Below are 26,448 nucleotides of genomic sequence, written 5' to 3'. Positions count from 1 at the left end.
CCCCCGATCTCAGTCCCGCGCGGCTCCCCGACCGCTCATGGGTGAGCCTGGGCGGAAAGGCGGCATCGCGCAAGACTTGACGCAGCGGGAGCCGGAGAAGACCGCGCGGCATTTTGCCCCGCGCGGTCCGTTGAGTTTACTTCTGCGGAATGCGCAGGACCTGGCCGGGATAGATCTTATCCGGATGGCTCAGCATCGGGCGGTTCGCCTCGAAGATTTCGTTGTAGCGGTTTGCATTGCCGAGGGTCTTTTTTGCAATGGCCGAAAGGGTGTCGCCCTTGACCACGGTGTGAAAGACCGGCTCCTCTGCCAGATCACCGTCCACATCTTCCGCTTCGACAGAAGCGACGCCTGCCACGTTGCCGACGGCCAGGATCAGCTTTTCTTTCACTTCCTGGCTGACCGCATTGCCCTTCACGATGACTTTGTCGCCTTCGACGGCAAATTCCACACCGCTGGCGTCGAGGCCGAGGTTTTTGACCTCTTCGTTCAGCTTCTCGACTTTCGGGGCTTCGTCGGCTTCAGCCGCGCCACCGAAAAGCGACTTTCCTGCGTCTTTTACGAAAGACCAGAGACCCATTGGCACACTCCCTTACAAAACCGGATCATCCCGGAGGATGCGCGGAGTTTTGCGTCCCCGCCCGCCAAAAGCAACTGCTCCCGGCGGGGGGTATCGCGTCCCTGCGAAAGATCGCTCAGGAAAACTGCAGCTTTGCGAGGCGCGCATAAAGCCCGCCTTCCGCCACCAGTTCATCATGGGTGCCGGTGGCCACGATACGGCCCTGATCCATAACGACGATCCGGTCGGCTTTGCGCACGGTGGCCAGGCGGTGGGCCACGACCAGAGTGGTCCGGTTTTGCGACAACCGCTCAACCGCGTCCTGAACCAGCCGCTCCGATTCCGCATCCAGCGCCGAAGTGGCCTCATCGAGCAGCAGCACCGGCGCATCGCGCAGGATCGCCCGCGCGATGGCAATGCGCTGTTTCTGACCGCCCGAGAGCATCATGCCGCGCTCGCCCACTTCGGTGTCATAGCCCTTCGGCAGCGCCATGATGAAGTCATGCGCCGCCGCAGAGCGGGCCGCAGCCTCAACCTCTGCCCGGCTGGCATCGGGGCGGCCAAAGAGGATATTTTCGGCGATGGTCGTGCCAAAGATCACCGGATCCTGCGGCACCAGCGCCAGGGCGCGGCGATATTCAGCGCGGGTCATGTCACGCAGATCAATCCCGTCGAGGCGGATCGCGCCCTCCTGCGGGTCATAAAACCGCAGCAACAACTGCAAAATCGTGGTCTTGCCCGCCCCCGAGGGGCCGACCAGCGCCACGGTCTCGCCGGGCATCACGGTCAGCGACACATCCTCCAGCGCCGCCTGATCGGGGCGCGAGGGATAGCGGAAGCCAACGCCTTCAAAGCGGATTTCGCCTTTCGGATCCGCCGGCAGGGCAACCGGGTTTTCAGGATCGCTCACGCTGTCTTCCGAGGACAAAAGCTCGCTCAGCCGCTCAGAAGCGCCTGCCGCGCGCTGCAACTCGCCCCAGATCTCAGAAAGTGCGCCGACGGAGCCCGCCACCAGAACCGCACAGATGACGAACTGCACCAGTTCACCGGCAGTCATGACGCCGCTGCGCACGTCATTGGCCCCGATCCACAGAATGCCGACGATGCCTGAGAAGATCAGGAAAATCACGATCATCGTCATGAAAGCCCGCGCCCGGATCCGACGCATGGTGACGTCAAATGCCCGCTCGGTCAGCGCGGCAAAGCCCTTGCGGCTCTCGGCTTCATGGCTGAAGGCCTGAACGGTCTGAACGGCCAGCAGCGCCTCAGAGGCATTGCCCGACGAACGCGCGATCCAGTCCTGCGCTTCGCGCGACAGGCCGCGCAGACGGCGGCCCAGGAAGATGATCGGCACCACAACCAGCGGCACCAGAAGAAGAACCAGACCGGTCAGCTTGAGAGAGGTCAGTGCCAGAAGCACCAGCCCGCCGATCAGCGTCAGCACATTGCGCAGCGCCACCGAGACCGAAGAGCCGATCACGGAAAGGATCAGCGTGGTGTCGGTGGTGAGGCGGCTGATCACCTCTCCCGTCATCATCCGCTCGTAGAAGGAGGGGGAGAGCCCCAGAACCCGGTCAAAGAGCGCGCGGCGGATGTCTGCCACAACGCGTTCCCCCAGACGGGTGACCAGATAAAACCGCGCCCCGGTCCCAAGCGCGAGCAGACCCGCCAGCGCCACAGCGATCAGGAAGTAGCGATCCAGAATTTCAGCGCCGTCGCCAAAGGCATCCACGACAAAACGCACCGCAAGCGGCAGCGCCAGCGAAACGGAGGCGGTGACCACCAGCGCAAGCCCTGCCCCCAGAGCGGTCAGGCGGTAGGGTGCAAGATAGGGTCCGAGCACCCGCAGCGCCCCGACACGTTTCGAGCGGGCCCGTTCGGTCACTGGTTCTGTCATCTCTGGATCAGCCTTCGCGTCATTATCCGTGCTTCCGTTTAGGCATCTCACGCGGCCCGGACAAGGTCTGCGGCGCTCCGCATCGTCGCACCGGTGATCCGGCAGCGCTGCCACAGCGTATCACCAGGCTGAAATCACGCGCCGAACGTCGCGTCACCCACGTTCTGCACAAGTTTTACGCAATAATGATGCGCAAAGCGGCCATGCGGCAAAATTTATATGCGATGGGCAAAGCGTCATCTTCACATTGCTCAAAAAAGGGATTAGCGCCCCTCAGGTCCGCCTAAGCAACAGGCGAAAGTGACTCAAGGAGCCCCGGAATGCCGCAACTCGACGAGAAACTCGAACTCATCCTCGCGGATGTCATCCGACGTAACGCGGGCGAGCCGGAGTTCCACCAGGCCGTCCGCGAAGTGCTCGAAAGCCTTGGCCGCGTGGTCGCAAAACGCCCGGATTTCTTCGATGATGCCCTCATCGAGCGCATCTGCGAGCCCGAGCGTCAGATCATCTTCCGCGTTCCGTGGATCGATGATGCGGGCAATGTGCAGATCAACCGCGCCTTCCGCGTGCAGTTCAACTCGGCACTTGGCCCCTATAAAGGCGGCATCCGCTTCCACCCTTCGGTCAACGTCGGGATCATCAAGTTCCTCGGCTTTGAGCAGACCTTCAAAAACGCACTGACCGGCATGCCGATCGGCGGCGGCAAAGGCGGCTCGGACTTTGACCCCAAGGGCAAGTCGGACCGCGAAATCATGCGCTTCTGCCAGAGCTTCATGACCGAGCTGCACCGCCACATCGGTGAATACACCGACGTTCCGGCAGGCGACATCGGCGTGGGCGGTCGCGAGATCGGCTATATGTTCGGCCAGTATAAGCGCCTGAACAACCGCTTTGAGGCAGGCGTGCTGACCGGCAAGGCGCTGTTCTACGGTGGCTCGCGCGCCCGCACGGAAGCAACCGGCTACGGCAACACCTATTTCGTGCAGTCGATGCTGGGCACCAAAGGCACCTCCTTCGACGGCAAGAAAGTGGTCGTGTCCGGCTCGGGCAACGTTGCGATCTTCACGGTTGAGAAGGTTCACTCCTTCGGCGGCAAAGTCATCGCGATGTCCGACAGCTCGGGCTATATCGTCGATGAAAACGGCATCGATCTTGAGCTGATCAAAGAGCTCAAACTCGTCCGCCGCGCCCGCATTTCGGACTACCTGCGCATCAAAGGCGAAGGCAAAGGCGTTTACTTTGTCAAAGCCGGTGACGGCTCGATCTGGGATGTCGCCTGCGACGTCGCCATGCCTTCGGCCACGCAGAACGAACTGACCGGCCGTGATGCGAAAGCTCTGGTGAAAAACGGCGTGATCGCTGTGGGTGAAGGCGCAAACATGCCCTCGACCCCGGATGCGGTCCGCGTCTTCCAGGAAGCCGGTGTCATGTTTGCACCGGGCAAAGCTGCCAACGCAGGCGGCGTGGCCACCTCGGCGCTGGAGATGCAGCAGAACGCCTCGCGCGACAGCTGGACCTTTGAACAGACCGAAGGCCGCCTGGCGACGATCATGAAAAACATCCACGACACCTGCTATGCGACCGCCGATGAATACGGCGTGCCGGGCGACTATGTGTCGGGCGCCAATATCGCAGGCTTCGTCAAAGTGGCCGAAGCGATGCGCGCTCTGGGCGTGATCTGATCACCGACCCTTTTAAAAATAACAAAGCCGCGGGGGATCTTCCCGCGGCTTTTCTTATGCCGGATGATAACCGGCGGTCTGTGCCGCAGAGACAAAAGCCTCCCGCGCGGCGGCAACGGGTGCAAGGCACTCCATCGCCTGATCGATGCGCCGTAAAGCCGTCATCCGGCTTTCATCTGCGACCGGCCATTTGCGTTCAAGCAGCCAGCGCGCGCTTTCGATCGTGGTTACGGATATAGTGTCACCCTCGGTGGTGACGGTGAATCGCAGGGGTGCTCCCCAATGTACTTCCATCATCTCTGACAGATGGGGATGTGCCCTGCCGCTTTCAAGAGGCCGCTTCGCGCATGCGAAAGCCCTGCGGAATGCCGCAGGGCCGTCAGGATCAGAGCGTCAGTTTCAGCCGAAGTAGGCGAACATCTGATCGAGCGCTTCGGTCTGCGCGGGGGCGCGGCTGGCCTCACGACGCGGTTTTTGCAGTTTCGGCGCCTGCCAGTAAGCCATCGAGTCATGGGCTGCCTCCACTGCTGCCGCGCTCGCAGCGGTCAGTCCGGTGAGAGGATGGGTCAGCGAGAGGGTCATAGCGGGCTCCGTTAGCGTCTTTGGACGTCTGTGTCTGTGCTGCACTGCATATAGTCGCTGCACTGCAGCATTGCGAGAGCTGTCCTTGCAGGGGAGCTATGCACCAGACGCAGGCATCGCCCCCCCCCCGCGCTTCAACCCAAGAAGGCCGGATGGTAGGCCACCTCTCCCGAAGGCACGCTGTCCCCAAAGCTCAGCGCCTGAAAATACTCAGGCGGCGGGCCGGTGAAGGTGAGGCCCTCATGAGATGCAAAGCCAAAGCGCCCATAGTATCCCGGATCGCCCAGGACCACGACCCCCGCCGCCCCGCGACTGCGCAGCAGCGAAAGCCCCTCGCGCAGGAGCGCCGATCCCACGCCCTGCCCCTGCATATCCGGCCGCACGGAAAGCGGTGCCAGACCATACCAGCCACCAGGCTCAGCCGTGATGGTGACCGGCGAAAACGCGATATGCCCAAGGATCTCTGCCCCGTCATGCGCCACCAGAGAGAGGCTCAGGCCGCCCGCTTCACGCAGACGCTGAACGATCGCGGCCTCCGTGCCGTCGCTATGCGGCGCGGTCTCAAAAGCCGCAGTAATCAGCGCGGAAATCTGATCACTTTCTCTGCGGTTCTCGGGTCTGATTTCCATCGCGCCTTACTCCGGATCAGTATCAACTCAGTCGATATAAGAACGGACCGAGAAAAATCGACAGGATTTGTGGTTGCACCCGCAAAGAAAAACCCCGGCCGGGAGATCTCCGGGCCGGGGCTGACGGGCACAGGTTCAGCGCGATCAGGCCGCGCGCTCAACCATCATCTTTTTGATCTGCGCAATGGCCTCTGCCGGGTTCAGACCCTTCGGGCAGGTCTTGGCGCAGTTCATGATGGTGTGGCAGCGATAGAGCTTGAAGGGATCTTCCAGCTCATCCAGGCGCTGGCCGGTGGCTTCATCGCGCGAGTCGATGATCCAGCGGTAGGCGTGCAGCAGCGCTGCCGGGCCGAGGTATTTGTCCGAGTTCCACCAGTAGCTCGGGCAGGAGGTCGAGCAGGAGGCACACATCACGCATTCATAAAGACCGTCGAGCTTCTTGCGGTCTTCGATCGACTGACGCCACTCTTTGGCCGGGGTGTTGGTCGCGGTTTCCAGCCAGGGCATGATCGAGGCATGCTGGGCATAGAAATGCGTCAGATCCGGGATCAGGTCGCGCACCACCGGCATATGCGGCAGCGGATAGATGCGGACATCGCCCTTCACTTCATCCAAGCCGTAGATGCAGGCGAGGGTGTTGATCCCGTCGATGTTCATCGCGCAGGAGCCACAGATGCCTTCGCGGCAGGAACGGCGGAACGACAGCGTCGGATCGATGTTGTTTTTGATGTAGATCAGCGCATCAAGCACCATCGGGCCGCAGTCATCGAGATCGATGAAATAGGTATCAACCGAAGGGTTCTGCCCGTCTTCCGAGCTCCAGCGGTAGATCTGGAACTTGCGGAGGTTCTTTGCGCCTTCCGGCTTGGGCCAGGTTTTGCCCGTGCGGATCTTCGAGTTTTTGGGAAGCGTGAACTGGACCATGCAGGGGTTCCTTCAGTTTCGCAGAGATGAACAACGGCACGGGAGCGACGGCTCCGGCACGGATTTGAAGTTTGCGCGGGCCACCCTCATGGCCATGGGAGCAGATCCGGTCACGGATAAACCCCTTTCCACGCAGCTTTGTCGAGGATCTGGCGAGCCTCGGGGATCAGATGGGGGAGACCGGCTTCGGTCAGCACCCGTTCAAAATGGCCAATGCCGTTCCAGGCGCGGGCAAAGGGCGGCAGATCCGGCTCATAAAGACCCGCGATCCAGTCCAGCACGCTGCGGTCGCGGGCCGCCTCATAAGCGCTCTGCTGCCAGACCTGCGCCAGATCGAGGCCGATCTGGGCGAAGTAGTCAAAGAGCACCTCCAGGTCATAAAGCGCCATGCCGCTGTGGACATAGGGCTTTGCGTCCTGGCCAAGGAACTGCAGCACCTGAGCGCTGACCGGAATATAGCCAAGCGCATCGCAGCGCGGCGAAAGCTGGCTTTCGGCCATCCGCCAGTAACGGCGGCGTACCAGCACATCTATCGCCTGGGCCGCCCGTCCGATCAGCTGACGGCCATGCACCGCAGAGCCTTCCGCAAAGATCAGACGCTCTGCGCCCGCATAGGCGAGAAGCTGATCGCGCAGAGGCAGGGTTTCCGGTGCCAGGACCTTCACCCCGATCTGCGCCAGACAGCCGGCAAGATAGCTCTCGCCCGCATGCCCGCCCAGACGCGGCGCCAGCTTATGCCGGCCGACATAGACCACGCCCGACACCCGAGAGGCCGCAACCCCGCGCGAGGCGGCATGGGCATCGAGAAGGTCGAGGTAAGCTTCACTGACCACCGGCCCGTTCACATCCTCACCCTGCCCGGCCATCCAGAGGGTCGCCACGCGGTGCGGCTGATGAACAAAGCGCATCTGCTTTGGCGCAAGGCCAAACCAGTCAGTGACCGCCTGAAAGGCCGGGGCCACAGCTTTGCGGTCCACAGGCTGCGCCGAGGTGAAAAGGAACGGCAGGCCGCCCTTTTCGCTCAGCGACTGCAACAGGCGCGGCGCGCTTTCGGCTGCAAAATGGCCGAAGTGATTGTCATAGGCGCCGATAAAGACCGCCTCTCCAATCTCTCCGACCACAGTGGCAGCCTCAGGCGCGCGGCAGACCGGCACCCCGCGGCGCAGATGGCGCGCGGCATGCTGGCGGTCAAACTGCGGCCAGGCAACGCCTGGTGCTTCCCGCGCCAGAGGCGGGCCGACCACGACGTCGCGGAAGGACATCATCGGCCGCAGCCTGCGGCCGCTGCGGGCATAGCTGTGCGCTCTGACCGGCGGGCAAGGCGCGGCTGCCGGTGCCTGAGGCACCGCAGCGGAAGTCCGCCCTGTCCATCTGGTAAGAAGCCCGCTCATCCCGCTCCCCGCGCTGTGAAGGAGCCGGCCCGGAAGGGCCGGCGCTCTGCCTCAGTAGACCCGTGCTTTCGGGGCGATCTTTTTCAGATCAATGCCGCCGTCTTCCTGTCTGGTCAGCGGGTCGAGGTGAACCGGGCGGTCGCCCAGGGTCACTTTCGCACCATCCACCCAGGCCAGCGAGTGCTTGCGCCAGTTGACATCGTCACGATCCGGATAGTCCTCATGCGCATGGGCGCCGCGCGATTCCTTGCGGGCCTCTGCGGCAACGATGGTTGCCAGCGCGTTCGGCATCAGGTTCGCCAGTTCCAGCGTTTCCATCAGATCCGAGTTCCAGACCAGCGAGCGGTCGGTGACCTTCAGGTCGTCCATCTTGCGCGCAATGGCATCCATCTTCACGCAGCCTTCGGCGAGCGTCTTGTCGGTGCGGAAGACGGCAGCATCAGCCTGCATGGTCTTTTGCATCTCAAGGCGCAGCTCTGCGGTCGGCACATTGCCTTTCGCGTGGCGGTAAGCGTCAAAACGCGACAGAGCGCGGTCGACTTCAACCTTGTTGGTCGAAGGAATCGCCGAGTTCTTATCGATGGTCTGACCCGCGCGGATTGCAGCTGCACGGCCAAAGACCACAAGGTCAATCAGCGAGTTCGAGCCGAGACGGTTCGCACCATGCACCGAGGCGCAGCCCGCCTCACCCACAGCCATCAGGCCCGGGAAGACCGCATCGGGGTTGCCCGTCTGCGGGTTGAGCACTTCGCCCCAATAGTTGGTCGGAATGCCACCCATGTTGTAGTGCACGGTCGGCAGCACCGGGATCGGCTCTTTGTTGACGTCCACGCCCGCAAAGATCTTTGCCGATTCCGAGATGCCCGGCAGACGCTCATGCAGGGTTTCCGGCGGCAGGTGGTTGAGGTGCAGGTGGATGTGATCGCCGTTTTTGCCGACGCCGCGGCCTTCACGGATCTCAATCGTCATGCAGCGCGAAACCACATCGCGCGAAGCGAGGTCTTTATAGGTCGGCGCATAACGCTCCATGAAGCGCTCACCGTTGGAGTTGGTGAGATAGCCGCCTTCGCCGCGTGCCCCCTCAGTGATGAGGCAGCCCGAGCCGTAGATGCCGGTCGGGTGGAACTGCACAAATTCCATGTCCTGGAGCGGCAGGCCCGCACGGGCGACCATGCCACCACCGTCACCGGTGCAGGTATGGGCCGAAGTTGCCGAGAAGTAAGCGCGGCCATAGCCACCGGTCGCCAGCACAACCGTCTTTGCGTTAAAGACGTGGATGGTGCCGTCGTCGAGCTTCCAGGCCACCACGCCGGTGCAGGCACCGTCGGTGATGATCAGATCAAGCGCGAAATATTCGATATAGAACTCAGCCTTCTGCTTCAGCGACTGCCCGTAAAGGGTGTGCAGAATGGCGTGACCGGTGCGGTCCGCAGCCGCGCAGGTGCGCTGAACCGGCGGGCCTTCGCCGAACTCAGTCGTGTGACCGCCGAAGGGACGCTGGTAGATCTTGCCCTCTTCGGTGCGCGAGAAGGGCACGCCGTAGTGCTCAAGCTCATAAACCGCTTTGGGGGCTTCGCGTGCGAGATATTCCATCGCATCGGTATCGCCCAGCCAGTCCGAGCCCTTCACGGTGTCGTAAAGGTGCCACTGCCAGTTGTCCGGACCCATGTTCGACAGCGAGGCGGCGATGCCGCCCTGGGCTGCCACAGTATGCGAACGGGTCGGGAAAACTTTGGTGATGCAGGCGGTGCGCAGACCCTGTTCAGCCATGCCCAGGGTGGCACGCAGGCCCGCGCCACCGGCGCCGACCACCACGACATCGTAGTCGTGCGTTTCGTATGCGTAAGCTGCCATAGTAACTACCTCAGAGCGCGAGTTTGATCAGGGCGTAGAACCCTGCAGCGATCACCAGATAGGCAACCGCATTGGCGAGCATGACCAGAGCATCACGGGTGAAACCGTGGGTGTAATCCTCGATGGCCGACTGCGCGCCTTTGGCGAAGTGGCGCATGCCGACGAAGAGGAAGAGGCCGGTCAGGATCGCAATGAAGGGGTTCGCAAAGAAGGCCGAGAAATGCTCAAAGCCGTGGCCCAGGATGCGCGCAAATGCGAAGACAAAGACCGGGACGATGAACAGCAGCGCCCAGCCCGAGACGGTCATGGCGATGTGATGCTCGGTGCCGCGGCGGGCCGAGCCCAGACCTTCGGCGCGTTTGCGGGGGGTCAGATAACGCATGCTCCGGCTCCTTATGCGACGGCGACGATGATGGTGATCACGGTCAGCACGGTGGCGCCGATGAACATCGCCCAGCCCATTTTCTCGGCGGTCGGGATGTCGAGGCCTTTGCCGGCGTCATAGATGAAGTGACGCACGCCGCCGAGCAGGTGATACCACACCGCCCAGGCCGAGCCGATCCAGATCGCCCAGCCGAGCCAGGAGGTCGCAAACCAGTTGACGCAGTCGAAGGCGTCTTTGGAGATTGCAGCGCCCAGCAGCAGCGCCGCGATCAGCACGAAGGCCCCGACCAGTGCAAGGCCCGTGATACGGATCATGATGGACGACATCGAGGTCATCTGAGGGCGGTAATACGGCCCGATCATGAATGGGGAAAGGGGGCGTTCCACCCGTTTTGGCTCAGCCATCGCTCGGTTCCCTTTTCGGCTTGCGTCGGATTGACGCTGACTTTGCCCTTCTCAATACCCATTTTCGCGCGGGTGTCACCACCGCAGATGCAGCAATTCACCGCAGGAGCCGGTGATAGCGCAAAAAAATCGTTTTGTGATCACAGCTGTGACAACATTTGCCTGGAGGTGACAGAATCAAAGAAGCCGCGATCTGACGATCGCGGCTTCCCTGTGTTTTTCTCAGGAATTACAGGGCCTCAGCCCGGTAAATCACTTGAACGAGAAACCGTAGTCCAGAGCCAGAACGGTGCGCTGTGCGTTGACGCCCGATTTTTTGATCTGGGTCAGCGAGACAGCGTATTCGTCGTTGATCGCGTAGGAAGCGCCAACCGAGTAGTACTCGTAAGCCGCGCCAGCGTTCAGCGATTTCTTGCCTGCAACAGCTTCGAACGACAGTTTGTCATTGTAGTTATAGCCAGCGATCAGGCGGCCGTTGCCGGTGTTGCGGTAGTCCGACGGATCAACCATGACTTTTGCGCCGAGCGAGAACTGCTCGTTGAAGTCGTAGGAGACAGCCAGAGCAACTTCGTCCGAGTTGATCGACGAGTCTTTGTTGAAGAAGAATTTGGTGTACGACACGTCGTAGGAAACGCCGGCGAACGAGTTACGGTAGCCGACGAACACGTCGGTTTCCCAGGTGTTGCCTTCGTTCAGGTCAGCCGAGAGGTTCGAACCCCAGACGCCAAGGTAGGCGCCGTTGTATTCAGCTTCGATCCAGGGCTGGAAAGCAGCGCCTTTGGTGTAAGCGGAGCCCGAGGAGACGTATTTCGAAGCGACGGTTGCGCCAGCCGAATACGAAAGGCCTTCAGCCGAAGCGATGGACGGAGCAGCAGCAGCCAGTGCCAGTGCGGAAGCGGCGATGAGATTGCGCATCGTTACCCTCAATTGCAGGAGTGTTATTACCCCCTGCTCTCACCACTTCCGCCCGCCAGCCACAAGGCGGCGTCACATCGCCGTTGCGGAAATGATGCGAAATTGCAACAACAGCGTCACAAAACCGCGACATTTTCGCGCAGAGCTATAGACAGCCGCCTGTTCTTCAGGCGCTTTAAAAACAAAACCTCACGCGGGCATCAGCGCCCAATAATCGAGGTCGAGCAGCACTCCCGGCAAATATTTTTTATCATCGCCACGCAAAACCAGGGGTTGCGTTTCCTGTTTTACAGCGACAAGGCGCAGTCGCACCGCGGCGACACCTGGGGCGGAAGTTTCGGCTTTGTCAATCACTTCACTCCATGCGCGGATGGTATCCCCCGCAAAACAGGGGTTCGCGTGGCTTCCCGCGTTCAAAGCGACCATCATTTGAGCATTCGCCAGACCATTGAACGAGAGCGCGCGCGCCAGTGAAATCACATGGCCGCCATAGATCAGGCGGCGGCCGTCGCTGCGGTTTGTTGCGTCAAAGTGCACCTTGGCCGTGTTCTGCCACAGCCGGGTCGCCAGCATGTGCTCGGCTTCCTCGATCGTGACGCCATCCACATGGTCGATTTTTTCACCAATGGCGTAATCCGCGGCGCGGTGCCGCTCTCCGGCAAGGGCAAAATCATAGCGCGAAAAATCGAGACCCTCAGGCACAACCAGGTCCTGTGCGGCAACGAAGGGCTTGAGGTCCGGAACCACAGCCTCCGGGGCGGCGGCGGCCGGATCCCCTTTGTGCACCATAACCCAGCGGACATAATCAAGCACCGTCTCGCCACGCTGATTAAAGCCACGGCTGCGCACCCAGACCACACCGGAAGTGCCGTTGGAATTCTCTTTCAGCCCGATGACCGTGGATTCCGAGCGCAGGGTATCCCCCGGATAGACCGGCTTCAGCCAGCGACCTTCGGCATAGCCCAGATTGGCGACCGCATTGAGCGAGATATCGGGCACAGTCTTGCCAAAAACGATGTGAAAGGCCGCCATATCCTCAAGCGGGCTTTGCGGAAGGCCGCTGGCACGGGCGAATTCATCTGAGGAGTAAAGCGCATGCCGCGCCGGATAAAGCGCGTGATAAAGCGCGCGCTCTCCGCCCGAGACCGTGCGCGGCACGGCATGGGTGATCACCTCACCCAGCTTGTAATCTTCAAAAAAACGGCCCGCGCTGGTCTTCATCTTCGCCTCCCTCAGATCTTTCGGGGATCTTCCCTGCGGTGATGCCCCCCCCTCGCATCACGGCAGGAAAGACGGGGCGACAGCCGCCCCGTCCCGAAAGATCAGGCCTCGCTGAGCTTCATGTCGGGGCTGTAGTCCTGATCGCTGTCCTTCACCACGGCCTGGGCGCAGCGCATCACACCGCGTGCAGCATCAAAGGCATAGGCCGGCGAGCCATGTAGCTCCCAGCCCTTCGAGAGGGCCAGCGAGACCTTATGGCAAAACGCCGAGGTGTCATCTTCCGTCAGCAGACGATAAACTTTCATAGGAAACTCCTTCAGGGCCTCAGCCAAACACAGGATAGCCAAGGGCTTTGTGGATTATCGCGATGAGGCCGAAGACCAGAACCGCACCGATCAGGGCAAAGGCCTCAAATTTAGCGGGCTTGGCCGCAGCCACCGGGGCGCGCGGCGAGAGGGCCATCTGCACCAGCGCCCAAGCGCCAAGACCGCCAAAGAGCACAAAGGAGGGCGTATCGCCGTTCACCAGCAGATGCGCCACCGCCCAGAGCAGCACGGAGACCAGCAGCGGATGCGGCAGAGCGCGCGCGGCGGCGGTTTTCATGCCATGCGCCGCGCCCAGATAAACCGCGATGAGCACCAGGAGGTTATTGATCCCGGTGAGCATCGGCGAGCGGCCCCAGTAGAAACTGCCCTCTGCCTGACGATAGCCAATCACCATCAGCACCACCGCCAGTGCAGCAAGGCCGTGCTTTGCCCCCTTGCCGCCCGGAAACTTTGGCCCGGCCAGAAAGACCGCTGCCCATAAGATCACGCCGAGGATCAGAATTGTCATCCGCTCACCCTTACTCTGCCCGGGCTCTGATCGTCAGAGCCCCTCACCGCCGGCAAGCGCCGCAATGGCAGCGGCTTTGGCCAGCGTGGCTTTTGCCGTGACGATATGCAGATTTTCCACGATTTTACCATCGACGACTGCCACGCCCTGGCCCGCCGCCAGCGCCGCGTCAAAAGCCTCAATCTGACGGGCGGCCAGCGCGATCTCCGCCTCTGAGGGGGCGAAGGCGGTATTGGCGATGGCCAGCTGATCGGGATGGATCAGCGTCTTGCCGTCAAACCCCATGTCACGACCCTGTTCGCATTCAAAGAGCAGCCCTTCGGCGTCTTTGAAGGCGTTATACACCCCATCAATCAGCGTCACCCCATGGGCACGGCCTGCCAGCACACAAAGACCCAGCCCCGCCATCATCGGCAGACGATCCGCGCGGAAACGGCTGCCCAGATCTTTCGCCAGATCATTGGTGCCCATGACCATGCCGGTCAGACGCGGATGCGCCGCGATTTCAGCCGCGTTCAGCATGCCAAGCGGCGTCTCCATCATGGCCCAGAGATCGACGCCCGGGATCAGTGCCGCAACTGCATCCAGATCGGCGGCAGAATTGACCTTGGGGATCAGAATGGCCTCGATCTCAATCCCGGCAAAGGCCAGCACATCGTCACGGCCCCAGTCCGTGTCGAGACCGTTGATCCGCACGATGCGTGCACGACCGCCGTAATCACGGGTCTTCAGCGTCTGTGCCAGAAGCTGGCGGGCGCGGGGCTTTTCCTCAACCGCAACAGCGTCTTCCAGATCGAAGATGATGGCGTCCGCTGCAAGCCCGGTCGCCTTTTCCAGCGCGCGCTCTTTCGAGCCGGGAATATAAAGAACTGAGCGCCAGGGCCGCGATTGCCGATCCATACCATCCTCCGAGGGCAACAATATTGCGCGGCACATTGGCAGATCGGATATAAATGGCAAGACCCGTTTTGCTGCAACGCAGCGTCTGAGCGGTACCCCGGGGATGATGAAGGCCGATTGCGCCCTTGCCCTGCCCGCCCGGTGGTGTCAGGTCTGGTCCTGCACAAAACGGAGCTTCCTGATGATCCGCCCCCTGCTTCTCACGGCGCTCGCGCTCAGCAGCCTGAGCGTTCCGGCCCTGGCCCAAAGCCTGACCGACATCCGCACTCCGCCCGTGGAATGCCTGCGCCCGCTCGCCACGGAAGAGGGGCTTCAGCGTCTGGCCCTGGCCAATCTCATCGCCACCAACTGCGAGATCGCGGGGCTTTTGCCCGGAGATGCGGCACTGATTGCCGGCAGCGCCCAGGAGGTTGCAAAACTGATGGGACTGTCGACTGAAGCCTATTTTCAAAACTACATCGGCCCCGCGCTCTCGCGTTTCGGCACGACCGGGGCCTGTCAGCTTGAGGCGGATCGGACCCGCGAGAGCGCCGCAGAGCTGCGCGCCTTGGGCGGCGAAGTCCTCTCCCCCTGAAAAAGGGGCCCGAAGGCCCCTTTCCGATCAGATATGCAGCGCGCGCCCATAGGCGTCGAGCACGGATTCATGCATCATTTCTGATAGCGTCGGATGCGGGAAGACCGTCTCCATCAGCTCGGCTTCCGTAGTCTCCAGGCTGCGGCCAACGACATAGCCCTGAATCATCTCGGTCACCTCAGCACCCACCATATGCGCGCCCAGAAGCTCGCCGGTTTTGGCGTCGAAAATGGTTTTCACCATGCCTTCCGCCTCGCCAAGCGCGATGGCTTTGCCATTGCCGATGAAGGGGAAACGTCCCACTTTCAACTCATAGCCCGCTGCTTTCGCCTTTTCTTCGGTCAGCCCGACAGAGGCCACCTGCGGGTGGCAGTAGGTGCAGCCTGCGATGCTGTTCGGCTTGATCGGATGGGGCTTTTGACCGGCGATCAGCTCTGCCACCATCACACCCTCATGGCTGGCCTTATGGGCAAGCCAGGGCGCACCGGCGATGTCGCCGATCGCATAGAGACCCGGGACTTTGGTGCGGCAGAATTCATCAGTCACCACATGGGTGCGATCCACCTCAACGCCCTGCTCTTCGAGGCCAAGTCCCTCGACGTTGCCCACAATGCCGACAGCCGAGATCACGGTGTCAAAGCGGCGCGTCTCGACCTTGCCGTTCATTTCAATATGCGCGGTGACGCCGCTCGCATCGCGGTCAAGTTTTTTAACCGTGGCTTTTTCGAGGATGGTCATCCCCTGCTTCACGAAGGATTTTTTCGCAAAGGCCGCAATCTCAGCATCTTCGACCGGCAGAATACGGTCCATGACTTCCACCACGGTCGTCTTTGCGCCCAGCGTATTGTAGAAGCTCGCAAATTCAATGCCGATCGCGCCCGAGCCGATGACCAGCAGATCTTTGGGCATGCGCCCGGGCTGCAGAGCGTGTTTATAGGTCCATACCCGGTCGCCATCGGCCTCAAGGCCCGGAAGTTCCCGCGCCCGCGCGCCGGTCGCCAGAACGATATGCGGCGCAGAAAGGGTCTCTTCGCCCTTCGCGCCTGTGACGCTCAGGCTGCCTTTGCCGGTCAGCTTCGCCGCGCCCATGAAAACGGTCACTTTGTTTTTCTTCATCAGATGGCCGATGCCGCCCGAGAGCTGCTTTGCCACCCCGCGTGAGCGCGCGACCACGGCATCAAGATCGTAGCCGATGTTGTCTGCCTTCAGCCCGAATTCTTTGGCACGGTGCATCAGGTGAAAAACTTCGGCCGAGCGCAGCAGCGCCTTGGTCGGGATACAGCCCCAGTTCAGGCAGATCCCGCCCAGGTGTTCGCGCTCAACAATCGCCACATTCAGGCCAAGCTGGGCGCCGCGGATGGCAGCCACATAACCGCCGGGGCCCGCCCCGACGACGATCATATCAAAATTCTGAGCTGCCATGTACCGCCCCCTCTGAGAACTAGTTTAGCGTTAAACTAATTTTCCGCCACCTGTAAAGTCCTCAGTCCTGCTGAAGTTCCTTCACGACCGACATATAGCCACCATTGGCCAGGAAGGCAGCTTCCTCAGCCGTGGTCTCACGGCCCAGAGCCTCGTTGCGGTAAGGAAAACGGCCATAACGACGAATAACTTCGGTATGCGCACGGGCATGAAGGTGGTTTGAGGCGCCGGTTTCCGGCATTCGTTCAGCCATTAAATCAATGCACAAAAGCTGATCTTCCAGATCCTCTGAATGCATGAAGGGCAGATAGAAGAACTGTCGCGCAGGTTCCGGCGCGTCCAGATCCCAACCCTTTTCCAGCGCGATTCGCGCGGCATTCAGCGCCATGGCATCGGTAGAGAAGGCCTTGCCTTCACCACGCCAGAGATTGCGCGGGAACTGATCGGTCACGACCAGATAGGCCAGGGTCGCTGCGGGGCCGGAGATCCAATGCTCAATGCCGCCTTCTGCCGCCGCTTCCCACAGATCGCCAAAGCGCGTGCGGATATCCTCATCGACCTCAGCCGTGCCGAGATACCAGCCCTCAGGGCCAAGTTCTTCCAGCCAGTAATCCAGCACTTCGGTGGGGGTCATGCGCAGGCTCCTTGTTACAAGGCCCCCATGGTGGCAGCTAAGCGGGCCTGCCGCAACCGTCAGACGCGCTTTGCCCCCGGACGCGCAAGGCTGCGCCAGATGCCATAAAGCGCAAGCGCCAGCAGGAGGGCGGAGATAAAGAGAAAGAATCCCGGCGGACCGAACCACGCCATCATCTGCCCCGTGATCAGCGGCCCGCAGACAGCGCCTGATCCGTTGAGAAACAACAGCGCCGAAGAGGCGCCGGGCATCCGCTCCGGCTCAAGCCCGTCGTTGGTATGGGCGATCAGCAGCCCGTAGACCGGGTTCACAATCCCGCCAAGCGCCAGAGCCATGACGCTTTGCAGCGCAAAACTCATGGGAAGAAGCGCGGTCAGCAGCATCAGGACACCGCCCGCAAGCGATAGCCCCACCACCAGCCGGCGCCGCTCCATCCGGTCCGAGAGCCAGCCGAGCGGGTATTGAAAGATCAATCCCCCCAGATACATCGCTCCGATAAAGATTGAGATCTGCTGCAGGCTCAGCCCCGTCTCCGTGCCCCAGACAGAGGCCATGCCCATCATGGCTGAGTACACCCCGCCGCTCAGCACCATACCCGCGCAGCCAAGCGGCGACAGGCTGTAAAGCTCTCGCAGCCCCATACGCCGGGCGGCCTGATAGGGCGGTGCCTGCACACCGCTGAGCAGGAAGGGCATCAGACCAAGCGCAACCAGCACCCCCGCCAGCATGAAGAGCACCATGCCTGAGGGATCGGCCGCATTCAGCAGCGCCTGCGCCCCGATGATGCCCAGCATCTGCATCACCATGTATAGCGAGAGCACCTGCCCGCGTGTCTCATCGCCGGAGATTTTGTTCAGCCAGCTGTCAGTCGCCACATAGATCCCCGCCATGGCGATCCCGGTCAGGACGCGGCAGAAGATCCAGAACCAGACCTGCGGTAGCAGGCCGTATCCCAGAAGGGCAATGACCAGCAAAAACCCCATGGCTGAGATCACCCGAACATTGCCCGCCCGGGCAATCAATCCGGGCGCAAGCTGTGCACCAAGCAGCATTCCGGCGAAATAGGCCGCCATGACCAGCGCCATGCTGGTGGTGGAGAAATGCTCCAGCTCACCACGCACACCCAGAAGCCCCCCCTGTATGCCATTGCCCAGAAGCAAAAAGCCCACAGAGAGGAGAAGCGGCCAGATGACCGCCAGAACAGCACGCATGGCCCCCCGGCCTTTCCGAGCGCAGGCTTCAGCCCGGAAGCAGAAGCGAGCTGTCTCCGTAAGAGAAGAATCGATAGCGCTGCTCTACGGCATGCGCATAGATCCGGTCTATGCGCTCTTTCGTCATCAGCGCCGAGACCAGCATCAGAAGCGTGCTTTTGGGCAGGTGGAAATTGGTCATCAACCCGTCGGCCACGCGGAATCTGAAGCCCGGGCGGATGAAAATATCCGTCTCGCCGGTCCAGGGCTGCAGCCCCTCATCGGTGGCAGCGCTTTCGATCAGACGCAGCGCGGTGGTGCCGACCGCGATGATGCGCCCGCCCGCCGCCTTTGTGGCATTGATTTCGGCCGCGGCTTTGTCAGTGACCTGCCCCCATTCGGCGTGCATTTTATGGGTCTCGATGTTCTCAACCTTCACCGGAAGGAAGGTGCCCGCGCCGACATGCAGGGTGACTTCGGTAAAGCCCACGCCCATGGCGCGCAGCTCTTCCATCAGTTCCGGGGTAAAATGCAGGCTTGCCGTGGGCGCGGCCACCGCGCCGGAGACGCGGGCAAAGACGGTCTGGTAGTCGTCATTGTCCTGAGCATCCGGCGCGCGTTTGGCGGCGATATAGGGCGGCAGCGGCATGGTGCCCACCTCGGCCAGAGCCGCCTCAAGCGCGTCGCCTTCGGCGTCAAAGGACAACACGACGTCTTCGTCCGATTTCTGCAGCACGCTCGCCGAAAGGCGCTCGCCAAAGCGGATCACCTCACCCTCTTTCAGCTTGCGCAGCGGCTTGGCCATGGCGCGCCAGGCCCCGTCGGGCTGCGGCTCCATCAGGGTGATCTCGATCTTCGCCTCGACCAGTCCCTGAGCGCTCTCGCGCAGACGCCGCCCCGTGAGCCGGGCGGGAATGACCTTGGTGTTGTTCAGCACCAGCCGGTCACCGGGACGCAAAACCGAAGGCAGGTCCGAGACATGCAGATCGCGCATCCCATCGCCTTCACAGATAAGGAATTTCGCCGCGGTGCGCGGCTTTGCGGGCCGGGTCGCAATCAGGTCTTCCGGCAGGTGATAGTCAAAATCGTCAAGTTTCATCTTTACATCCCAAAGCCCGCCGCCCGGTCCTACCCCGGCAGCTTTGCCGCCGGGCGGCGCAGCATGTCGCGCAGAAATCCCGGCACCAGCGCCGTCAGCGGATTGACCGAGACCTGCGGCGCACGGGCCGGGCCTTCCACCCGATAGGTGAAGCCGACCAGCCCTTCGCCCGGCCGCGTCAGAACAGAGCCAATAGCATTGACCATGTAAAAGGGCGAGATCACCCCGCGCAGATTAAGGCGGTCCTGGGTGGTATAATAAACCCCCTCAAGCGAGACCCCGAAGGAGGCGCCCACCGCGCTCATCTCATTCAATTCGATCCCCTCAGGGGTCATGCGAAACCCGCCCGAGGCCTCTCCGAAGGCGATGCCACTGGTGGCAAGCTGGTCGATCAGTCCGACGATGCTGACGGCATTGAGCATCTCTGCCAGCGCCGGCAGATTGCGCACGACAAACACCTTCATGCTGAGCTGGCCGCGATAATGGCCCCGCGCCCCGTCGGGGACGACAACCACATCCAGCTCGCCCCCATACGCCTTGTCAAAAAGCCCCGCCGCCCGCAGCGCAGCGCCGCCGTCATCGGCCTGCAGACGCACCGACGTACCCCCCGCACCGGCCGCAAGCGTCAGACCGATGGGAACCTGCCCCCCAAGCCGGCCCGTCAGGTTACCATCAACGCCCCCCGCTCCCACTGAGATGCGACCCCGAACCTGCGAAAGCCGTATATTCCCCGCAACCCGCGCGTCATCCAGCGCCAGGGTGATCGGTGTCCGCGCCCCGCCTGCCGAAGCCCCCGCGCCGCCCTGCATCCGCTCAGGCAGACGGCGCAGATCAAAACTGCCCCCCGTCACGCGAATCTGCGGCGGCGCTCCGCGACCCTGACCTGTCAGCTCTGCGCTGGCATCGAGCCATTCGCCGACTTTCAGATCACTCAACGCCAGACGATCGAGCGTGCCGCCCTCGGCCAGCCGCAGGCTCCCCGTGGCACTCAGCCCCGGCGCTGAAAGATGCAGCCGCTCAAAACGCATCGGCTGGCTGAGCTCCCCGGAAAGGTCGAGCCTGCCGCGCGCGGAAGCCGCTTTGCTCCAGCTGAGCTGCGGGATGCGCAGCACCGCGCCGCTCAGATCTGAGGTGACTTTCAGCGCAGGCGGCTGGCCCGGCTTCAGGGTCACTTCGAAATCTGCTGACCCCGCGCCGCTGAGAACCCCCTCCCCCAAACCCGCCAGGAACTCGCGGCCCAGATCTGCATCAAGTCGCGCGCGACCCCGGACGCTGCTGCCCGCGCCGGGCTGACCCAGGGGCAGCGTCCATGTGGCATTGGCCCGGGCAGCGCCAAGGCGCAGATCGCCGCTGACCTGAACCTGCCCCGGAACGGCCACGAGGTTCAGACTGTCGGCGGTGAGCACCCGCCCCTTCACCAACCGGTCCGAGCGCAGATCCCGCAGCGTGCCGCGCACATCAAACTCAATGTCCTCACGCGCAGGCCGGCGCATCAGCGGCACATGGATGGTGCTGGTGACCTCAGCCCGCCCCTCACCCAGATCGGTCGGCATATTGGCGCGACTGAGGAAGCCGAAGGGGGGCTGATCGAGCAGCGAGAGAGCCGCAGTGAGGCTGCTTTCCGTGTTGAGCCGGATCTCGGCCCGGACGGGACGCTGACGGAAATCCGCAACCTTGAACATCGAGCGGCTGACGCGGATTTCCCCGCCGGTTGGCGGGGTTATCAGACCATCTTCAACCACGGTGATATAAGACGCGCCCTCGATCACCGCATAGCCGCGGCCCTGACGGATCGGCGGAAGCGTCGGCATGAATCGCACATCCGCATCGCTGAATTCATAGCCCAGCGAGAACCAGGGCTCCTGTCCGGGCCGCAGCCGCAGCCCGGCGCGGGCATCAAAAAGCATCCCCTGCTGCACATTTGCCACCAGCCAGTCCCGGGTCTTAGTGGCCACCTGCACCGGCCAGAGCGCGATCAGCTGATCATGGCGGATGCGGTCCTGGGTGACATCCACCGCGACTTCCCAACCGGCCTCCGTGGCGCGCACATTGCCCCCGAGCGAGAGGTGGCGTCCCTCTTCCACAAGCGAGAACTGCCCCACCTCGACCGAAAAAGGGTCCAGCCGCAGCCGCACATCCGCGGCCCCTTCCGAGAACTGAACATTCTGCTCAAAAACGCCATGAGGGTTGATGACCAGATCCGACAGCGCCAGCTGCGTGACGAAATCCTGCGGAATGCCGTCTTTCAGGTCGAGCAGATCGACATGCCCCGCCGCCTTCATACGCAGCGCCGGACTGTCCACCCGAAGCGCCGAAATCCGCAGGCGCGAGGCGGCGGGATCAAGTGCAAATTCAAACTCAGCGCCGCCCAGACGCAGGGGCTGAACCCCCTCAACGGGTTTCAGAACGCCCTCACCCAGCGAAAGCGCGCCGCTCAGGAAAGTCACCCGACCATCCGCGCCAAGACCGGCCTGCATCTCGCCCGAAATCGGCGCCTCAAGCGCCCGCAGCGGCGCCAGCGCCGGCGCCTGAGCGGCCAGATCGGCGGCGGCCATGTCTTCGACCTGGACGGAAATCTCGGCGTCGCCCGTGCCCTGCATGATGAAGGTCAACTGCGCGCGGGCCTGACGCTCGCCACCGCCCACCAGCCCCATACCAACGTCCAGGGCCACGCGCTCTCCCCGACGGCTCAGCGCGATGCGCCCGTCGCCCACGGTATAGATGCGCCCTGCACGGCGATCGTCGAGGGTAATGGTCACGGCATCCGCCTCAGCCCGGCTCAAAGCCTCGGCGATGGGCAGGGAGAATGTGTCAGCGATCCGGTCCAGAAGCTCGGCAAAATTCTGCGGCGGGCTGACACCGCCTCCGCCGACATCGAGATCAAAGCTGCCATCGGGCAGACGCCGCAAGGCCAGCCGCGCCCCGCTGATCCGGATTGATGCGGGACGGATCCGGCCGGTCAGAAGCGATCCCGGCTCAAAGCGAACAGAGACATCCGGCAGCACCGCGCGCCCGGTCCCCTCTGCGGGGGCGATGCGCAGATCTTCGATCCGCAGTTCCGGCCTGCGGTCTGACCCAATGCGCAAAGAAACCCCGCCAAGCGAAACCCGCGCCTGCCCGCTGAGCGCCGTATTGACCCTCGACTGAAGCTCCGTAACCGCCCAGAGCGGAATTTCAACCGGCCGCCCCGACAGCAGCCAGGCTGCACCACTCAGCAGACCCAGGACCAGCGCAAGGGCCAGCCCGACGCGAAACACGGCCCGACCGAGCCGTTTTCTGAATCCGCCCCCCCGGGGCGCGGGCTCTGGCTGGTCTGGGGCGCGTGCGTCCTGCATCTGATCCGAAAAATCTCTCTCTGCCGCAGGGTTTAACTTTCCACAGACCGGGGTAAAAGACAAAAGAATGTCACCCACAACCGCCAGGAAACGGAGCCCTCAGATGATCGAGACCGGCCGGATTGCCCCCGACTTCACCCTGCCGCGCGACGGCGGCGATATGGTGACACTCTCAGACCAGCGCCCGGCGAAAGTCGTGCTCTATTTCTATCCCAAGGACAACACGCCGGGCTGCACCACTGAGGCGCTGGATTTCAGCGCGCTGGCTGCAGAATTCGCCGAAGCCGGGGGCAGGGTCTTCGGGATCTCCCGTGACAGCGTGAAAAAACACGAAAATTTCTGCGCCAGACACGGACTTAAGGTCGCGCTTCTTTCCGACGAAGATGGCGCAACCTGCGAGGCCTATGGCGTCTGGGTGGAAAAGCAGAACTACGGCAAAACCTATATGGGGATCGAGCGGTCGACTTTTCTGATCGACGCGCGGGGTCAGATCGCGAAGGTCTGGCGTAAGGTGAAGGTCAAAGACCACGCCGCCGAAGTGCTGGAGGCGGCACGCGGTCTTTGACGTCAGCGCGGCTCAGCGCAGGCCGACAAAAGACAAAATGGCCAGAACCACGACAACCAGGCCGATGATATAAATAACATTATTCATGCGTAACTCTCCGCTCACTCTGTAAAGCAGCCCGGGTCTGCCCGGCACCACCGATGGGTCACAGCCTGTCAACCTCAGCCCTGCCGGAGAGGTTCCTTAAGAGGTACTTTACACCCGCCCCGAAATGAAAAAGGCCGGCGCCGCAAACGCGGGCCGGCCTTTCATCTGTTCAGGTAAATCTGCCGGATCAGGCGACTTTAACCCCTTCGCGCCCGGCCAGATCGCAAAAGAACTGCCAGGCAACCCGACCCGAGCGCGACCCGCGGGTGGCCTGCCATTCGATCGCCTCTGCGCGCAGCCGCTCTTCTGAGACGGAAAGCCCGTAGCTGTCGCAATAGCCCCGGATCATCGCCAGATAATCGTCCTGATCGCAGGGGTGGAACCCCAGCCACAGCCCGAAGCGATCCGAGAGCGAGACCTTCTCCTCAACCGCCTCACCTGGGTTGATGGCCGAGGCCCGTTCATTCTCAATCATATCCCGCGGCATCAGGTGCCGGCGGTTCGAGGTGGCATAGAACACCACATTCTCAGGCCGCCCCTCAATCCCGCCATCGAGCACGGCTTTAAGGGCTTTGTAGTGCTGATCGTCGTGACTGAACGAAAGATCATCGCAAAAGAGGATAAAGAGATGCTCTTTAGCAGCGCGCAGGAAGTTCAGCAGACGGCCGATGGTGGCCAGGTCTTCGCGGCTGATTTCCACCAGCTTCAAAGCTTCACCTTCTGCACGAACTTTGGCATGCACAGCTTTGACAAGGCTCGATTTTCCCATACCCCGCGCGCCCCACAGCAACGCGTTATTGGCGCCGAAGCCTTTGGCAAACCGGCGGGTGTTTTCCAGCAGAGTGTCGCGGGATCGGTTCACTCCGACCAGCAGATCAATATCAACCCGCGCGACATGGGGAACCGGCTCCAGCCGGTCCGGATGGCTGTGCCAGATAAAGGCATCTGCCGCCCCGAAATCGGGGGCGGCAGATGCGGCGGGGGCGAGGCGCTCCAGCGCCTCGGCGATGCGGATCAGCGGATCAGTCGTCACTTGTTCTCAGGCCCTTCGCTCTCGTCGTCTTCATCATCCACCCACAGACCTTCGGCCCGCAGCTTTGCTTCACGCTTTTTCTCGATCCGGCGGATCAGGAAAATCGAGACCTCGTACAAAGGATAAATCGCCGCAAACAGGATCAGCTGGCTCATCATATCCGGCGGCGTCACCAGAGCGGCCACCATCAGAATGACAACGATGGCATATTTGCGCACCGAAGCCAGACCGGCAGAAGAAACAATCCCCGCCTTACCCAGCAGCGTCAGCAGAACCGGCAGCTGGAAGCAGATCCCGAAAGCCGCAACGAATTTCATCGTCAGCGAGAGATATTCCTCAACCGAGCCCTGGAAGCCGATCGAGGCCAGCTCGTTTCTTGCGCTGTCCACCGTGCCCGGCTCAAATCCGCCCTGCTGGAACGACAGGAAGAAAGAGAACGCGATCGGCAGCACGATGTAATAGGCAAAGGCCGCACCCAGGAAGAACATGATCGGAGAGGAGATCAGGAACGGCAGCAGAGCGCCCTTCTCCTGCCGGTAAAGCCCCGGGGCCACAAAGCGCCAGAGCTGAAAGGCGATGAAGGGGAAAGACAGCGCAAAGCCGCCCAGCACCGCGATGCGCACGGCCACAAAGAAGCCTTCCTGCACCTTGATGAGGAAGAGGCCACAGTTCTGCCCGCGCTCGGCGAGCGCATTACAGATGGGCTGCGTCAGGAAGTTGAAGATCGGGTTCCACACCGTGAAACAGATCATCATCCCGACAAGGAAAGCCACCACAGACCAGATCAGCCGGTTGCGCAGCTCGCTCAGATGTTCAATCAGCGGCGCCGCGCTGTCGTCGATGTCATCAGTGCTCATGTGTCGGACTTCGTCTCACCAGAAACAGGCGCAGCCGCAGCCGCGGGCGCAGCAGAGGCCGTGGTCGCCGCCGCCTCGGGCGAAGCGGGAGCCGCAGTCGCAGAGGCCGTCGCAGCGGAGCCCGAAAGCCCTGCGCCCATCACCGCGCCCATGGCCGCTTTGCCGGGATTGGTCATCGCCTTGCGCGGATCCCATTTTTCGAACTTATCGGCAGCGTCTTTCAGACGATCCATGCCGCTGGTCGCTTCTTTGAGATCCTTCGCCACGTCTTTGACGCCGGTCTCATCGGCCGCGCTTTCCATGGCGCGCTGAAACTCACGCGCCATCTGGCGGGCACGGGCGGTAAAGCGGCCAAGCTGTTTGAACATCACGGGCAGATCTTTCGGCCCGACAACCACCAGCGCGACAACGCCGATGACGAGTAACTCGGACCAGCCGATATCGAGCATCTGTGCTCCTCCCGGTCAGTCCGTTCAGATTTTGTCTTTTTCAGCAACCGGCGGGGTCACGTCACGTGCGTTGTCAGCAGCCGCCGACTGGATGGTGTCGGTCTCTTCTTTCACGCCTTTTTTGAAGGCGGTGATGCCCTTGCCAACTTCGCCCATCAGCGAGGAAACCTTGCCACGGCCAAACAGAACCAGAACCACAACGGCGATCAGCAGAAGGCCGGGAAGACCAATATTGTTAAGCATTTTCTTTCTCCAGACAGCACCGCTTCCGGCGGTGGGACGTTTCTTGCCTTAAGGATTAAGACGAGAAGCCGGTAACAGGAAGCCCCCCGCGTCCTGTACCTGACAGCTATTTGTCAGTTGCCCGGCCCCGAATTTCCCTTCTGCCTGTCATTATTGCCGCAGGCCGCCTGAAGGCAGGTCAGCAGGCCTGCGGATCAGGCGAATGATGTCTCAGGCCGCAAGCCGCAGCAGGCTGGCAAGCCCGTGGTTGTCAGCCACAAGATCTGCGAGGGTGATCTCGTCCAGAGTCGCATAGAACGCGCCCAGAGCTTTATTCACCGCACATTGCAAACGGCAGACCTCTTTCAGCGGGCAGTCGCCCCCGCCGTTCTCCGCGCATTCCGTGAAGGGCACATTGCCTTCAAGGGCACGAAACACCTGACCCAGCGTAATCTCTTCCATGGGACGCCCCAGCATAAGCCCCCCGGCGCGCCCACGGATCGTATGCAAAAAGCCCAGCTGACCCAGGACATGGATCACCTGTGCAAGGTGGTTTTCAGAGGCCCCGCAGGCTTTGGCAATTTCGTGTTTACGTACAATTTTTTCAGGCTGGACCGCGCAGAACATTAACGTTCGCATCGCCAGCTCACTTCGCATTGTCAGTCTCATGTCAGTTCCCCACTGATGAAGCTGCAACCGGCCATTGTCCCCGGGGCCGATTGCATCGGGGGAAAGCTATATCACTAGCAACTGTATCTCTCACGCCGTTGCGGCGGTCCATTTCTGCCGGCTCTTGCACAGGGT

28 protein-coding genes are annotated in these 26,448 nt (G+C 62.0%); 3 read left to right on the top strand and 25 right to left on the bottom strand.

Features of this window, described 5'->3' with window-relative positions:
* Positions 1-136 precede the first annotated feature (136 nt).
* Together lysM and EP867_RS13715 are read right to left on the bottom strand one after the other, a co-directional pair.
* Entirely contained in the window at positions 137-580 is a 444-nt protein-coding gene (lysM, locus tag EP867_RS13720; protein ID WP_128490057.1) for a peptidoglycan-binding protein LysM, read from the bottom strand.
* Positions 581-695: 115 nt separating this feature from the next.
* Entirely contained in the window at positions 696-2,456 is a 1,761-nt protein-coding gene (locus tag EP867_RS13715) for an ABC transporter transmembrane domain-containing protein (protein ID WP_128490056.1), read from the bottom strand.
* Between the two features lie 320 nt (positions 2,457-2,776).
* Here EP867_RS13715 and gdhA point away from each other — a divergent pair, with 320 nt between their 5' ends.
* The gene (gene gdhA, locus EP867_RS13710; protein ID WP_128490055.1) at positions 2,777-4,138 is read left to right on the top strand and encodes an NADP-specific glutamate dehydrogenase; all 1,362 of its coding nucleotides are present in this window, start codon (positions 2,777-2,779) and stop codon (positions 4,136-4,138) included.
* A 54-nt stretch (positions 4,139-4,192) separates the two neighbouring features.
* Here gdhA and EP867_RS13705 read toward each other — a convergent pair whose 3' ends face one another.
* The 13 genes from EP867_RS13705 to EP867_RS13645 form a co-directional block, all read right to left on the bottom strand.
* On the bottom strand, positions 4,193-4,432 hold the full coding sequence (locus EP867_RS13705; RefSeq protein ID WP_241656912.1) for a DUF982 domain-containing protein: 240 nt from the start codon (positions 4,430-4,432) through the stop codon (positions 4,193-4,195).
* Positions 4,433-4,537: 105 nt separating this feature from the next.
* The gene (locus EP867_RS13700) at positions 4,538-4,720 is read right to left on the bottom strand and encodes a hypothetical protein (protein ID WP_128490053.1); all 183 of its coding nucleotides are present in this window, start codon (positions 4,718-4,720) and stop codon (positions 4,538-4,540) included.
* A 134-nt stretch (positions 4,721-4,854) separates the two neighbouring features.
* On the bottom strand, positions 4,855-5,349 hold the full coding sequence (locus EP867_RS13695) for a GNAT family N-acetyltransferase (protein ID WP_128490052.1): 495 nt from the start codon (positions 5,347-5,349) through the stop codon (positions 4,855-4,857).
* A gap of 144 nt (positions 5,350-5,493) precedes the next feature.
* Positions 5,494-6,273, bottom strand: coding sequence for a succinate dehydrogenase iron-sulfur subunit (locus tag EP867_RS13690; protein ID WP_124964652.1), 780 nt, complete (start codon positions 6,271-6,273; stop codon positions 5,494-5,496).
* A 110-nt stretch (positions 6,274-6,383) separates the two neighbouring features.
* Positions 6,384-7,535, bottom strand: coding sequence for a glycosyltransferase 61 family protein (locus EP867_RS13685; RefSeq protein ID WP_194085564.1), 1,152 nt, complete (start codon positions 7,533-7,535; stop codon positions 6,384-6,386).
* Positions 7,536-7,715: 180 nt separating this feature from the next.
* On the bottom strand, positions 7,716-9,518 hold the full coding sequence (sdhA, locus tag EP867_RS13680; RefSeq protein ID WP_128490050.1) for a succinate dehydrogenase flavoprotein subunit: 1,803 nt from the start codon (positions 9,516-9,518) through the stop codon (positions 7,716-7,718).
* Between the two features lie 10 nt (positions 9,519-9,528).
* Positions 9,529-9,900 (bottom strand): succinate dehydrogenase, hydrophobic membrane anchor protein, encoded by a 372-nt coding sequence (gene sdhD / locus EP867_RS13675; RefSeq protein WP_128490049.1) that lies wholly within the window; start codon positions 9,898-9,900, stop codon positions 9,529-9,531.
* Between the two features lie 11 nt (positions 9,901-9,911).
* The gene (gene sdhC, locus EP867_RS13670) at positions 9,912-10,307 is read right to left on the bottom strand and encodes a succinate dehydrogenase, cytochrome b556 subunit (RefSeq protein WP_128490048.1); all 396 of its coding nucleotides are present in this window, start codon (positions 10,305-10,307) and stop codon (positions 9,912-9,914) included.
* Between the two features lie 252 nt (positions 10,308-10,559).
* Complete coding sequence (locus tag EP867_RS13665; RefSeq protein WP_128490047.1) at positions 10,560-11,222, bottom strand: TorF family putative porin; 663 nt, start codon at positions 11,220-11,222, stop codon at positions 10,560-10,562.
* Between the two features lie 189 nt (positions 11,223-11,411).
* The gene (locus EP867_RS13660; RefSeq protein ID WP_128490046.1) at positions 11,412-12,443 is read right to left on the bottom strand and encodes a MaoC family dehydratase; all 1,032 of its coding nucleotides are present in this window, start codon (positions 12,441-12,443) and stop codon (positions 11,412-11,414) included.
* A gap of 101 nt (positions 12,444-12,544) precedes the next feature.
* On the bottom strand, positions 12,545-12,748 hold the full coding sequence (locus EP867_RS13655; RefSeq protein WP_128490045.1) for a DUF1737 domain-containing protein: 204 nt from the start codon (positions 12,746-12,748) through the stop codon (positions 12,545-12,547).
* Positions 12,749-12,767: 19 nt separating this feature from the next.
* A complete protein-coding gene (locus EP867_RS13650; RefSeq protein WP_128490044.1) occupies positions 12,768-13,277 on the bottom strand; it encodes an NnrU family protein in 510 nt (169 codons plus the stop codon).
* Between the two features lie 33 nt (positions 13,278-13,310).
* Positions 13,311-14,177 (bottom strand): HpcH/HpaI aldolase/citrate lyase family protein, encoded by an 867-nt coding sequence (locus tag EP867_RS13645; RefSeq protein ID WP_128490043.1) that lies wholly within the window; start codon positions 14,175-14,177, stop codon positions 13,311-13,313.
* A gap of 181 nt (positions 14,178-14,358) precedes the next feature.
* On the opposite strand from EP867_RS13645, the gene EP867_RS13640 reads away from it, so the two are divergent.
* Positions 14,359-14,751: a hypothetical protein gene (locus EP867_RS13640; RefSeq protein WP_128490042.1), complete on the top strand. Its 393-nt coding sequence runs from the start codon at positions 14,359-14,361 to the stop codon at positions 14,749-14,751.
* 27 nt (positions 14,752-14,778) lie between these two features.
* On the opposite strand, the gene lpdA is transcribed toward EP867_RS13640, so the two are convergent.
* The 5 genes from lpdA to EP867_RS13615 all read right to left on the bottom strand — a co-directional run bounded on the left by lpdA (position 14,779) and on the right by EP867_RS13615 (position 22,353).
* Positions 14,779-16,173, bottom strand: coding sequence for a dihydrolipoyl dehydrogenase (lpdA, locus tag EP867_RS13635; protein ID WP_128490041.1), 1,395 nt, complete (start codon positions 16,171-16,173; stop codon positions 14,779-14,781).
* A 61-nt stretch (positions 16,174-16,234) separates the two neighbouring features.
* Positions 16,235-16,807 (bottom strand): DUF924 family protein, encoded by a 573-nt coding sequence (locus tag EP867_RS13630; protein WP_128490040.1) that lies wholly within the window; start codon positions 16,805-16,807, stop codon positions 16,235-16,237.
* 59 nt (positions 16,808-16,866) lie between these two features.
* Entirely contained in the window at positions 16,867-18,018 is a 1,152-nt protein-coding gene (locus tag EP867_RS13625) for an MFS transporter (protein WP_128490039.1), read from the bottom strand.
* Positions 18,019-18,046: 28 nt separating this feature from the next.
* A complete protein-coding gene (gene queA / locus EP867_RS13620) occupies positions 18,047-19,096 on the bottom strand; it encodes a tRNA preQ1(34) S-adenosylmethionine ribosyltransferase-isomerase QueA (RefSeq protein WP_128490038.1) in 1,050 nt (349 codons plus the stop codon).
* Between the two features lie 29 nt (positions 19,097-19,125).
* Positions 19,126-22,353, bottom strand: a complete 3,228-nt coding sequence (locus tag EP867_RS13615; RefSeq protein WP_164888872.1) for a DUF3971 domain-containing protein — start codon at positions 22,351-22,353, stop codon at positions 19,126-19,128.
* Positions 22,354-22,534: 181 nt separating this feature from the next.
* Between EP867_RS13615 and bcp the strand changes: the two genes are divergently transcribed.
* The gene (gene bcp, locus EP867_RS13610) at positions 22,535-22,996 is read left to right on the top strand and encodes a thioredoxin-dependent thiol peroxidase (protein WP_128490036.1); all 462 of its coding nucleotides are present in this window, start codon (positions 22,535-22,537) and stop codon (positions 22,994-22,996) included.
* Between the two features lie 274 nt (positions 22,997-23,270).
* On the opposite strand, the gene EP867_RS13605 is transcribed toward bcp, so the two are convergent.
* From EP867_RS13605 to EP867_RS13585, 5 genes are all read right to left on the bottom strand, one after another.
* On the bottom strand, positions 23,271-24,116 hold the full coding sequence (locus EP867_RS13605; protein WP_128490035.1) for an ATP-binding protein: 846 nt from the start codon (positions 24,114-24,116) through the stop codon (positions 23,271-23,273).
* Complete coding sequence (gene tatC, locus EP867_RS13600; protein WP_128490034.1) at positions 24,113-24,973, bottom strand: twin-arginine translocase subunit TatC; 861 nt, start codon at positions 24,971-24,973, stop codon at positions 24,113-24,115. Before tatC ends, EP867_RS13605 begins: the two co-directional genes overlap by 4 nt.
* Positions 24,970-25,422, bottom strand: coding sequence for a Sec-independent protein translocase protein TatB (gene tatB / locus EP867_RS13595; RefSeq protein WP_128490033.1), 453 nt, complete (start codon positions 25,420-25,422; stop codon positions 24,970-24,972). The genes tatC and tatB overlap by 4 nt, the downstream gene beginning before the upstream one ends.
* Positions 25,423-25,446: 24 nt before the next feature.
* Positions 25,447-25,665: a twin-arginine translocase TatA/TatE family subunit gene (tatA, locus tag EP867_RS13590; RefSeq protein WP_128490032.1), complete on the bottom strand. Its 219-nt coding sequence runs from the start codon at positions 25,663-25,665 to the stop codon at positions 25,447-25,449.
* Positions 25,666-25,875: 210 nt separating this feature from the next.
* The gene (locus EP867_RS13585; protein ID WP_128490031.1) at positions 25,876-26,313 is read right to left on the bottom strand and encodes an RrF2 family transcriptional regulator; all 438 of its coding nucleotides are present in this window, start codon (positions 26,311-26,313) and stop codon (positions 25,876-25,878) included.
* Positions 26,314-26,448 lie beyond the last annotated feature (135 nt).

The sequence above is a fragment of the Falsigemmobacter intermedius genome (genome assembly GCF_004054105.1).
Taxonomy (GTDB): domain Bacteria; phylum Pseudomonadota; class Alphaproteobacteria; order Rhodobacterales; family Rhodobacteraceae; genus Wagnerdoeblera; species Wagnerdoeblera intermedia.
The sequence above is the reverse complement of the archived record's forward strand: the minus strand, read 5'-3'. Positions and strand labels throughout refer to the sequence as shown.